This is a genomic window from Streptomyces sp. AC512_CC834 (assembly GCF_019049325.1).
Classification (GTDB): Bacteria; Actinomycetota; Actinomycetes; order Streptomycetales; family Streptomycetaceae; genus Streptomyces.
Window position 1 is genome coordinate 122797 of sequence record NZ_JAGMUO010000030.1, and the last position, 10653, is coordinate 133449.

Below are 10653 nucleotides of genomic sequence, written 5' to 3' on the forward strand. Positions count from 1 at the left end.
ACGGAAGCCCCAACTTCACGCTCCCCGGCTGGGGGTTGTGCGGACTGGACCACCGGCATGGGCAAGGACTCCGCTACGGGCGCCCTCGCTGTACCGTCCCAGCGGCGGCGCGAGATTCCGTCGGGCTCGCCCCTCCTTGGAGCCGAGAGCGTGGCCCGTCAGGGCCACAGAGACGCTGTGGTCCGAGGTCTCGTCCCGAGTGGCTGGTATCACCTCGCCACCTAGATACCAGTCCGGTATCATGGCTGTATGGCGATGACACTCCGACTCCCCGACGACCTTGACGCGAAGCTCACCGAGCGTGCCAGTCGTGAGCGCCGCAGCAAGCAGGAACTCGCCATCGAAGCCATCCGCGAGGCCCAGAATCGGGCCGAGCTGAGGGTCGATGACGTCCTGGCCGAGCTGATGGACAGCGATGCGGAGATCCTGGACTACCTGAAGTGACCGAGGTGCGTTACATCCAGATCGACGAGATCCTGGCCATTGCTCGCAAGGTCAACGGCACGGAGCACAGCGTGCGTGACATGGGGCTTCTGGTATCAGCGATCGAACGGCCCCGGACCAATGTGTTCGGGGCCGAGCTCTATTCCACGCTGCACGAGAAGGGCGCGGCACTGCTGCACTCCGTTGCCCGCAATCATGCGCTGATCGACGGCAACAAGCGCACCGCCTGGCTCGCCATGCGTGTCTTCCTGCGGCTCAACGGCGTCAGCGCGAGTACCGTCCCACCGCCCGTCTCCGTGGCTGGCCCGTTCGTTGAGGACGTCGCGCAGGACAACGTCGATGTACCGGCCATCGCCAAGCGCCTCTCGACCTGGTTCCCCGTTTCCTGACGTCGACGGGGTCTGTACGGTACGGACGTGATCAGTCGATGTGCGGATCATCGGACTCTTCGAGGAGGCGAGCGGCGAGGTCGTCGGCCCACCCCACAGCCCAAGTGCGAAGCGCGGTGATGGTGGCGTCATCGAGCCCGTAGGCGAGGAAGGCTTCGTCGTCGGTCCATTCGGTGCCCGTGAGGTTCGACTGCAGGTCTTCACGCTCGAAGCGGCCGCGGGCGTGTCGGCGGCCGAACTCTTCGAGCTCGGTGTTGGTCCACCGCCGGGAGCTGCGAACACGTCGATCAGGTCGCGGGGCGCTCCGTGGTCGGCCAGGGCGCGGACCTTGGTCCCGATCACGTCCTCCTCCGCGAGGACGGGCCCGTACGGGCCCTGGCCGACCGGCCGCCAGAAGATCTCCTTGAGGATGTCGACCTCGCACTCCTGCCCGGTGGCCGGGTCGGACACGGTGAAGCGGGCGGACAGCGGGGCAGTCTCCAGCGCCTGCACCTCCCAGCGGGCTTCCAGGCCGGCGCGGAGCGTGGCGGCGATGTCGGCCATGGGCGCCGGGTTCTCGGTGGCGACATCGAGATCCGAGCGCGATCACATCCGCCAGGAGCCGCGTGTGCAGCTCCGGCATGTCCGTCACGCGGCTGCCCGGGTGCGGGAGGCGAGCTGAGGGAAGGCGTCTTCCCATACGGCGCGTACGGTGCGGCCGACGAGAGTGCGCAGCACCGGCCACAGATGGAGGAGCAGGTCCTGGTTGAGGTGGCGGGGCAGGTCGTCGCGCAGGCCCTCGTGCAGGACGGTCCGGTAGAGGCCCATACGCTGACGCGGTTTGCCCAGGTCGTACGAGGTCATCCCGGACCAGGCCATGTGCAGCGGCAGATCCACGACACCGTGGGTCGGCCCGTGCAACTCGTCCAGCGACTGCGGCAGACGCCGCCGGAACTTCTCCCGGTACAGCGCGAGGTCCTCGGCGACCGCGCCCGAGGGGGCGCTCGGCAGGGGTGCGGCGTGCTGTGAGCTGGAGGGAAGAGGAGGAATGGACTGTGGATCATGACGCTCGTTTGACGCTCTGGGCGCCCGCACGCGGGACGGTGAGCCGTTTAACAGGCTCTGACCTGGGAGTTTCCGAGATTCGGTCAGGGCGACACCTTTCAGAGCCTGCCGAAAGGCGCGCTGACCTGCAACTTTATCGCATGTGTGCTATGTGCGTCACGGGCGATTTCTTCTCTGAGCAGTCGTCCCGGTATTGCTCGCGCTGTTCCCGATGATGTCGTTGACTGCCCTGGCAGCCACCCCGCTGGCGGCTGCCAGGGCACACGGTCACCCGTGGGTCCTGTCCAGCAACTCGAAGAACACGTCACCGCGCACCACCTCGAACGGGTCGTCCAGGAGTGCCGCGACGGCTGCGATGTCGTTCGGTGTCCAGGTCCACGCGTTGATGGCCGCGGCGATGAACAGGGGCCGGGACGGGTCCCGGTCCTCGATGTGCTTCAGCAGCGCGTCCCGGAACTCCGGGCCCTTGCCCTGCGGATAGAAGTTGCCGATCACCGGGATTCCGCCGGCGCGGGGCTGGAGATCGCCGGTCTCCCAGGACTGGATGATGCCGCGCAGGGGCGTGTCGCGGGCGTACGAGGTGACGACGCGTTCGTCGAAGGGGATCCAGCCGTCGCCCGCCGCGTTGCGCGGGTTGTAGGCATACACGAGATCCATGCCAGTGCGGCGCAGGTAGCGGCCGGTCAGTTCGGTGTAGGCGGCCAGGTGCTCCTCGGGCCAGGAGGCGGGATACGTGTAACCGGCGCCGGACGGGCCGCAGATGAGGAGGTCGTTGTCGGTGGCGGTGCGCTGGTAGTGGGCGAGCAGCGAGGGGCCGAGGTCGGCGAGCAGGGGGCTGATGGTCCAGTTGACGGGGACGGTGCCGCGCGCCGGGTCGTCCCAGATGTCCCGCATGCGACGCTGGCAGTACTGCACGTTGTCGCCCTCGCCGACGGTGAAAGTGACGTAGACGCGGTTGCGGAGCCTCGCCCTCGGCCGCGTGCGGACACGGCTGGAGACGCGTGCGGGCACGCCCGCGTGGACCGTGGCGTTCATGTAGAAATCCGTGGCGATGACCTCGATACCGTGCCGCGAGGCGCGGTCGACGCCGCCCCATTCACCGGCCACGTCGTTGGGGAACCAGCCGGTGTAGGGCGTGGTCGGCGCGAGTCGGCTCAGCGCGTCGTCGAGCAGGTCACCGGTCTCGCCCGCAGGCGGCAGCCACAGGACCATGGCCCTGCTCGCGACCGCGTAGTCACGGAAGTTGGGGAACGGTTCGACGCGGGTCGGGGCCGTGGTGGTGGCGGTGACGAGGAACTGGTTCCACAGGTCGACCTCGGCGAACAGTCGCTTCGCACCGGCGGGGACGATGAAGCGGTAGACGAAGTAGCCTTCGCCGCCGTCGCTGAACCGGTTGGCGTCGCCTCCGATGGAGGAGTTGAGGCCGTCGAAGAGGTAAAGCTCCTCGGTTTCGGTGCCCGGGGTGAAATGGGCGATCTGCACTCCGTCGGCGTGCAGGGCGACGGAGCCCACGGACGCCCCCCAACCGTCGTCGCCGAAGGAATCCTGGAACCGTAGATACACGGCGTCGCCGTTGCCGCCGTCGCTCAGCTCCGGGCTCAGGTCCAGAGTGCGTGTACGGCGGTTGGAGCTGTCGCGTACACGCTCCGTCTCCCTCGCGATCTCCCGCCACTCCACCCCCGCGGCGGGCACGGTGCGGGTCGGCGGCAGCCCAGCCACCAGGGTGTGGGCGCAGCGTGGGAAGAGGTGGCGGAGCTGCCAGCGGTAGGTGGCGGGCACGTCGTCGGGGTCGAACCGGCCGCGCAGGTCGGTGACCGTCCTGAGGCCGTGACGCTCGGCCTGCTCCGCGGTGGCCGCTACCGCGCCGGTCAGGCCGGTCAGGGTGGTGGCGACATTGACCGAGTCGGGCACGTCCGGGTCGATCAGCACGGCGCCGCGTACCTCGCGGTGATACCGGGTTACCAGGTCCAGGGCGTGGTCGTGAGTGGTGACGCTCGCGCCGGTGCCGGCCAGCCAGCGCAGGTCGGTGTCCCCGGTGTCGTAACTGAAGTAGAGGCGCGGTTCACGGCGGTTGACGACGCCCTGGAGGGTCGTGAGGAGCAGTTGGTCGTAGCCGTCGAGGGCGCTGACGTCGGCCACGTCGAGTCGGGTGGGGCGGCCGAAGGACGTAAGGAGGCGGGGCGCCGGGGCGGCCTCGGCCTGTGGTGGCCGTACAAGTCCCAGCCCGCCCGCCGCGACCACCGCGCTGCCCGTCCGTAGCAGATCTCTCCGTGTGACCATCGATGCTCTCCGCTTCCCGTAGCCGCCACGCCCGGATTCCGACATCGTTGTCAATCGCCGGTGAGCGTAGCGAGGGGATGAACTGGTTGTCCATGGTGCGTACGGGATGCGACTGGTTTCCGTCGGTTGGACGGTGTTCAGTCCTGTTCCTCGCCGCCTGCTGGCACTCGACGCTTGCCATGAACCGGACCGTGTCCCCGGTGCGCACGATCAGGTTCGTGGTCTTGCCGACGAGAGTGACGACCCGGTGGAGATGGGGGAGAGCCGTGGCACGCAGTCGTGACGCGAGGGACTGGGAATGCGCGGCCAGTTCCAGCAACTGCGTTCGGACTCGGCTCGACGGTCCCTTGGCCGACGACCTTGACGCTGCATCCAGATCGACGAGATCCTGGCCATCGCCCGCGCGGTCAACGGTACCGAGCACAGCGTGCGTGACATGGGGCTTCTGGTGTCGGCGATCGAGCGGCCCCGGACGAACGTGTTCGGAGCCGAGCTGTATCCCACGTCGTACGAGAAGGCGGCGGTACTGCTGCACTCTGTCGCCCGTAATCGCGCGCTGATAGACGGCAACAAGCGCACCGCTTGGCTCGCCATGCGCGTCTTCCTGCGCCTCAACGGCGTCAAAGCCGGGATCGTTCCGCCGCCCGTCTCCGTGGCCGGCCCGTTCGTCGAGGAAGTCGCGCAGGACAACATTGACGTACCGGTCATCGCCAAGCGCTTGTCGACCTGGTTCCTCGTCTCCTGACGTTCGACGTCGTGAGTCCGGTCCCATCGGCAACGGCGGGGTCTTCCTCGCCAGTTCGTCTCCCCATCCCCCACCGGACTCACGCGCCCGGCCGTGAGTCAGGCTACGGCGGTGCCCTCGAGCTCGATCATCTGACCGGTAATCGCCAGCCGCGTCACACCGAGCATGGTGGTGGTCGGCGCGACGCGGGCGGCGCCCAGGCGGCCCGCCAGTACGCCGTAGTGCTGGAAGAGCAGGTCGACGTCGGTCGTGTAGACGTTCAGCCGGACGAGGTTCGAGAGGGTCATACCCGCCTCGGAGAGCACCGCCTCAATGTTGTCGACGGCCAGCGCCATCTGCGCCGCCATGTCACCGTCGTGCTCGGGCTTGCCTTCCTTGCTCATCGCCGTCTGGCCCGAGATGTACAGGGTGCGCGAGTGTCCGGAGACGACCTCGCCCTGGTTGAATCCCATCTCGACCGACCACGACACCGGGTTGACCGCGTTACGTTCCATTGCCGCACCTGCTCCATTCGGTCCATGACACTGCGCACGCCCATCGCTTCGGCAACCGCCGCGCTCTGACGTCGTGCGATGAACCCTGCCTGGAAATACGTGACACCCTTGGTCATGTATTTCGCTAGGGTTTTCCCATGCGCGCCGACCGGTTGGTTTCCCTGGTCCTGTTGCTGCGTCAGCGAGGCCGGATGACCGCGGAGACACTCGCCCGTGAGCTGGAGGTGTCGACGCGGACGGTGCTGCGCGACATGGAGGCACTCTCCGCGGCGGGGGTCCCGGTCTACGCGGAGCGCGGGCGGCACGGCGGGTTCGCGCTCCTACCGGATTTCCAGACGGCGCTCACCGGCCTGAACCACGACGAGGCGCTCGCCCTCGTGGTCGCCGGATCACGGCGCGGCGCGCAACTGTTCGGTCTGGGATCGGCGCTCGCCTCAGCCGTGCTGAAAGTGGTCGACGCGCTGCCGGAGGGGCTGCGGGACACCGCCGCCGGAGCGGCCCAGCGGTTGCTCATCGACCCGGAGACCGATCTCCTCTCGCGTCGCGTGGCCCCCGAGGAGGTCTCGGACTCCATCACCGCCGAGGTCCGGCGCGCGGTGTTCGCCGGGCACAAACTGCGCATCTACTACGAGGCCGTGGGCCAGCCCCCGAAGTGGCGCACGGTCGACCCGATCGGTCTGGTCACCGTCAGGGATCAGGGCTACCTGCTGGCCAAGCGGGGCACCGAGGACCGCACTTACCGGTTGAGCCGGGTCCTGGCAGCCGAGGAGCTCGACGAACCCGCGCAGCGTTCGGACACGGTCGACCTGGACCGGGCCTGGCGCGAACGCAACGTGCGGTTCCGGACCGGCGGCGACAACACCGCCGTGGTGGTCCGCGTGGCCCCCGCGCGCCGGGAGCACCTGGTCGCCACCGCCCTGGCGGTCCGCTCCGAGGAGACCGACGGGGACGGCAGGCTCCGGCTGCACGTCGTCTTTCAGGACGCACGGCATGCGGAATGGGCGCTGTGGCAGCACGCCATGTACACGGAGGTGGAGGCCCCGCAGTGGCTGCGCACCTCCCTGCACCACCGCGCGACGGTGATCGCGTCCCGCTATGGGCCACCGACCTGAAAGTTCCGTCCACCCCTGCGAGGCCGAACTGAAGTTCCTGCTCGGCGGCGTGCCGCTCTTCGTCAGCGCATCGGCGGGTGCCACGTTCGCCACCAACCCGGAGCTCCTCATCGCCTGCCGGGCGCTCAGGGCGTGGCCGGTGCGACCCTTCTGCCCTCGGCGCTGGCCGTACTGAGCGAGCTGTGCCGCAGACCGCTCAGCCCTGCGCGGGACAGACTCTCGGCCTTGACGTTCGTTTGACGCTCTGGGCGCCCGACGAAGGACGATGAACCGAGAAACGGGCTCTGACCCGAGGTTTTCCTAGGCTGCCCAGGTGTGTCCGGGTGCGCTTGACTCGTCACCCGCGGTGGGTTCCCGGATGTGGTGCGCGTCCCGCCTTCAGCCGTACCGGCAACTTCTGCACGCTGTTCCCCACGAACGAGGCGTGGCGCGGCAGTTCCGGCTCCGGGACCGCGAGGTCCAGGGACGGGAAGCGGGTGAAGAGCAGTTCCAGGGCCGTGGCGCCCTCCAGACGGGCCAGGGGCGCGCCCATGCAGTAGTGCGCGCCGTGTCCCAGGGAGAGATGGCGGGACTCTCCGGTGCGGGTGATGTCGAAGCGTGCCGCGTCCGGGCCGTGGGCGCGCGTGTCGCGGCCGGCCGCCGAGTACCCGGCGAGGACCGGGGTGCCTTGGGGGATCACGGTGCCGTCCAGGGTCAGATCCCGGGTCGGGTAGCGGAACGGGAAGTAGCTGACCGGGCTGTCCCAGCGCAGCGTCTCCTCCACCACGTCCGCCCAGCTCGCCCCGCCGGAGCGGACCAGGTCGAGCTGGTCCCGATGGGCGCACAGGGCGCGTACGGCGTTCGTGATCAGATTCAGCGTCGTCTCGTGCCCGGCGATGATGGTCAGCATCAGCGTGCCGATCAGCTCGTGCGGGCTGAACCGGTCGCCGCTCTCCTCACGGGCCGCGATCATCGCGCTGGTGAGGTCGTCGCCCGGATCGGCGGTCCGGGCGGCAGCGACCGCGCTCAGCACCTCCACCATCTCGCGGTTCGCCGCCATCGCCTCGGCCGGACCGATGTCCGTGGCCACGATCTGGTTGGAGAGGTCGTGCAGCCGGTCGTGGTGGGCCTCGTCCACGCCCAGCAGTTCGCAGATGACGCCCATTGGCAGCGGCAGTGCGAAGTGGGTGCGCAGATCGACGACGCCGTCCTCGGTGGCGGCCGCCTCCAGGCCGCTCAGCAGGCGGGATGTCAGCTCCACTACGTAGGGGCGGAGTTCCTCGACCCGGCGGGCCGTGAACGCCTTGCTCATCAGCGACCGCAGCCGCCGGTGGTCGGCGCCGTCCGCGGTCGTCATCCCCTGCACCGTGGCGAACGTCTTCAGCGGCCAGCCGTCGGTGATCTCCCCGGCCTGGAGCGCTGTGAAGTGCCGTGCGTTCTTGGCGACGTCGGGGTGCGCGAGGAACTCCTTCAGCGCGTCGTGGCCCAGCACTGCCATCCCCTGCACCTCGCCGGGGAGGACCACCGGGGTGACCGCTCCCCGGGCCAGCAGTCTGGCGTTGGCCGCGTGCGGGCAGCCGCCCGCCGGGTCCAGGCGGTGCGGACGGTCGGCCTCGGGGTTCACCGGTGACGTGTTCAACAGGGCTCCAGGTCTTCGCAGGGGAGGGACAGGCCGCGGAGGACGGACAGTCGTCGCGCCCGCCTGCCACGGGCCCGACGTGCGCGGCCGGTTCTGCCGGTTCCGCCGTACGCCGATGACCCGCTCAGCTCCACATTGAAGCCCAACTCCCGGTTCCAGCGCCCGACACAGGCCAGGCCAAGCCGGGGCACCGCACCCAGGCGGGTCAGGTCCGGGTCGTCGCGCGGCCGGCCGAGGGCCTGGTGCAGGACGTCCGGCGGCATCCCGGGCCCGGCGTCGTCGATCTCGACGACCGCGCCGGCGCCCACCTCCCGCTCGCTGACGACGACGAGGGCACTGGAGGGGGAGAACACCGTGGCGTTCTTGAGGAGTTCGGCGACGGAGTGCGTCAGCTCCTCCACCGCCGGGGCCACCGCGTACGGGGTCTGTCCGCCGGGCACCTCGATCCGCCCGAACTCCACGGTCCGGGACTGGGCGCCCCGTACGCAGTCGTAGAGCGAGACTGGTTGGGTTTCCCGGCGGGCGGGCCGGATTCCGCACATCACCAGACGAGTCTGCGCCTTGCGGGTCATCTGCGAGGCCGCCTGGTCGTCCTTCATCACGTCCGCCTTCGGACGAGGATCTTCGATGGAGCGCTCGACCTCGTCCAGGACCTGCTGCTGCACGGTCGCCATCACGCGCATGGTGCGCGCCACGGATTCGAAGGCGGTCTGCACCGAATCGCGCAGGGTGCGTTCGCGGTTCACGGCCGCGTCCGAGCCGAGCGCGACCACGACCGAGTCCAGGGCCCGGGCGAACTCCTCGCCGGTCTCCTCCGACGACGTCACCGGCTCCCACGAGGGCCCGGTGCGGCTCAGCGTCCGCTGTGACGCCGGCCCACCCCGCCCCGGCGGCGGCCGGCAGGGCGACGGCGCATCCGGCGACGGCGGCGCTCGCACCCGCGGTCGAGTCCTGGCCACCTTGACTCCCGTAACGGTCGGCTCACCACAGCGGTCCCGAAGCGACGACCCTGCAGACACCGGTGCCGGCCACGAGAAGCGAAACCTTTCACGACACGCTTCAGCCACACCGGGCGGCTGGGAATGGCGCGTTGACGCCCCTCGGCGACCGTGTCGCCGGGACGGCTCACACCACCGGTGCCGTTCCGAGCGGCGCCGACGCCGATGTACTGCCGATCCGGTGCGGTGAACGGCGTACGGCGAGTACCGCCAGGTCGTCCTGCTGGGCGCCCTCGGTGAACGCGTGGACGTCGTCGACGAGTGCGTGGGTGAGCCTGCCCGCGGTGATGTCGACGTGGCCGGCGAGGCGTGCCTCGAGCGGATAGAAGGTGCCCGCGGGGGAGCGGGCCTCGGTGAGGCCGTCGGTGCACAGCAGCAGCGTCGCCCCGGCGGGAAACGGGAACCAGGACACCGTGCGCGGCTCGTCGACGAGGTCTGCCAGGCCGAGCGGCGCGTGCTCCGTCCCGGCGCCCACGGCGGTCACTGCCCCGTCGTGCAGCAGGTAGGGCGGGATGTGGCCGCACGTGACGAGCTGGGTCTCGGTGCCGGGGTCCATCCCCAGGACGACGGCGGTGACGAACCGCTCCGGCTCGCCGCGTTGTTCCGCGTACCCGTTGTGACGGACCACCGCCGCCTCGAGCGAGTCCACGAGCGCGGTCACCGTCGGTTCGCGGTGGGCGGCCTCACGGAAGGCGCCGACCACGTCGATGGCCATGCCGATGGCGGGGAGTCCCTTGCCCTGGACGTCGCCGATCAGTACCCGGGTGCCCCAGGGGGTGGCCGCGACGTCGTAGATGTCGCCGCCGACGAGTTTGTCCTGCTGCACCGGCTCGTACACGCCGTCCACGAGTACGTCGTCGGTGAGCAGTGGCAGCGGACGCAGGATCTGCCGCTGCATCGCGGCGGCGGTCGACCGCAGACGTACCAGCGCACCCTCGCGCGTGATGCGCAGCGAGGATCCGTAGACGGCCAGCGCGCCGAAGCCGAGGGCGAACAGGGCCAGAGTCACCCGGTCGGCGAGCTGCTCCGTGGACAGGGCCACGGGCACGATGACGACGACGCTCACCCAGGCGGAGACGAGCGCCGTCTGGCGTGGGGTGCACAGCGCGGAGGCGAACGCGGGGAGAAACACCAGCAGCCCGATCAGCAGCACGGCGGTCTCGGCCACCGTGCCGAGGACGACCGTCACCACCGTCACCGCGACCGTCACCAGTGCGACGGCGCGCGTGGGGGGCGTACGGATCGAGGTGCTGTCGTCCCGGTCCGCACGGCTCCTCACAGGGACCGGCGCCGCACGCAACGAGCGGAACATGCGGGCATCCTCCAGTGGCGGTGTGATCGGACGGGCGAATGCCGCTTTGTCGCGACAGACGGGCGGTCTCGATCATCCAATCTGCTGGACATGCCGGAGGGAGGCTGGCCGTACCGCGCCGAAGTGCGTCCAGTCGGGTGATTCAGGGGGCTGCCGCCGCCCCGAGACCGTTCGCGTGCCACTCCGGCGCAGCCGAGGACATGAGGCCGGCCGGGCG

At 69.7% G+C, this 10653-nt stretch carries 11 protein-coding genes and 1 pseudogene; 5 read left to right on the forward strand and 7 right to left on the reverse strand.

The features are described from left to right. The first annotated feature begins 249 nt into the window (after window positions 1-249). Together KUM40_RS12405 and KUM40_RS12410 are read left to right on the forward strand one after the other, a co-directional pair. The gene (locus tag KUM40_RS12405) at window positions 250-444 is read left to right on the forward strand and encodes a ribbon-helix-helix protein, CopG family (protein WP_217165866.1); all 195 of its coding nucleotides are present in this window, start codon (window positions 250-252) and stop codon (window positions 442-444) included. Continuing rightward, a complete protein-coding gene (locus tag KUM40_RS12410; protein WP_217165867.1) occupies window positions 441-833 on the forward strand; it encodes a type II toxin-antitoxin system death-on-curing family toxin in 393 nt (130 codons plus the stop codon). Before KUM40_RS12405 ends, KUM40_RS12410 begins: the two co-directional genes overlap by 4 nt. Window positions 834-864: 31 nt before the next feature. On the opposite strand, the pseudogene KUM40_RS41235 reads toward KUM40_RS12410, so the two are convergent. The 3 genes and pseudogenes from KUM40_RS41235 to KUM40_RS12420 form a co-directional block, all read right to left on the reverse strand. Beyond that, window positions 865-1455: pseudogene (locus tag KUM40_RS41235) on the reverse strand (nucleotidyl transferase AbiEii/AbiGii toxin family protein). A 5-nt stretch (window positions 1456-1460) separates the two neighbouring features. Continuing rightward, window positions 1461-1907: a hypothetical protein gene (locus KUM40_RS12415; RefSeq protein WP_374227371.1), complete on the reverse strand. Its 447-nt coding sequence runs from the start codon at window positions 1905-1907 to the stop codon at window positions 1461-1463. A gap of 237 nt (window positions 1908-2144) precedes the next feature. After that, entirely contained in the window at window positions 2145-4157 is a 2013-nt protein-coding gene (locus KUM40_RS12420) for a GxGYxYP domain-containing protein (protein ID WP_217165868.1), read from the reverse strand. Between the two features lie 370 nt (window positions 4158-4527). On the opposite strand from KUM40_RS12420, the gene KUM40_RS12425 reads away from it, so the two are divergent. Beyond that, complete coding sequence (locus tag KUM40_RS12425; RefSeq protein ID WP_217165902.1) at window positions 4528-4902, forward strand: type II toxin-antitoxin system death-on-curing family toxin; 375 nt, start codon at window positions 4528-4530, stop codon at window positions 4900-4902. A 98-nt stretch (window positions 4903-5000) separates the two neighbouring features. Here KUM40_RS12425 and KUM40_RS12430 read toward each other — a convergent pair whose 3' ends face one another. Further along, window positions 5001-5396, reverse strand: coding sequence for a RidA family protein (locus KUM40_RS12430; protein WP_217165869.1), 396 nt, complete (start codon window positions 5394-5396; stop codon window positions 5001-5003). Window positions 5397-5533: 137 nt separating this feature from the next. Here KUM40_RS12430 and KUM40_RS12435 point away from each other — a divergent pair, with 137 nt between their 5' ends. Both KUM40_RS12435 and KUM40_RS12440 read left to right on the forward strand, forming a co-directional pair. Beyond that, on the forward strand, window positions 5534-6508 hold the full coding sequence (locus KUM40_RS12435; RefSeq protein ID WP_217165870.1) for a YafY family protein: 975 nt from the start codon (window positions 5534-5536) through the stop codon (window positions 6506-6508). Beyond that, entirely contained in the window at window positions 6492-6683 is a 192-nt protein-coding gene (locus tag KUM40_RS12440) for a hypothetical protein (RefSeq protein WP_374227372.1), read from the forward strand. Before KUM40_RS12435 ends, KUM40_RS12440 begins: the two co-directional genes overlap by 17 nt. 162 nt (window positions 6684-6845) lie before the next feature. On the opposite strand, the gene KUM40_RS12445 is transcribed toward KUM40_RS12440, so the two are convergent. The 3 genes from KUM40_RS12445 to KUM40_RS12455 all read right to left on the reverse strand — a co-directional run bounded on the left by KUM40_RS12445 (window position 6846) and on the right by KUM40_RS12455 (window position 10436). Continuing rightward, window positions 6846-8126 (reverse strand): cytochrome P450, encoded by a 1281-nt coding sequence (locus tag KUM40_RS12445; protein WP_217165871.1) that lies wholly within the window; start codon window positions 8124-8126, stop codon window positions 6846-6848. Further along, window positions 8123-8953: an ATP-binding protein gene (locus tag KUM40_RS12450; protein ID WP_374227373.1), complete on the reverse strand. Its 831-nt coding sequence runs from the start codon at window positions 8951-8953 to the stop codon at window positions 8123-8125. Before KUM40_RS12450 ends, KUM40_RS12445 begins: the two co-directional genes overlap by 4 nt. A gap of 298 nt (window positions 8954-9251) precedes the next feature. Further along, window positions 9252-10436 (reverse strand): PP2C family serine/threonine-protein phosphatase, encoded by a 1185-nt coding sequence (locus KUM40_RS12455; protein ID WP_217165872.1) that lies wholly within the window; start codon window positions 10434-10436, stop codon window positions 9252-9254. Window positions 10437-10653 lie beyond the last annotated feature (217 nt).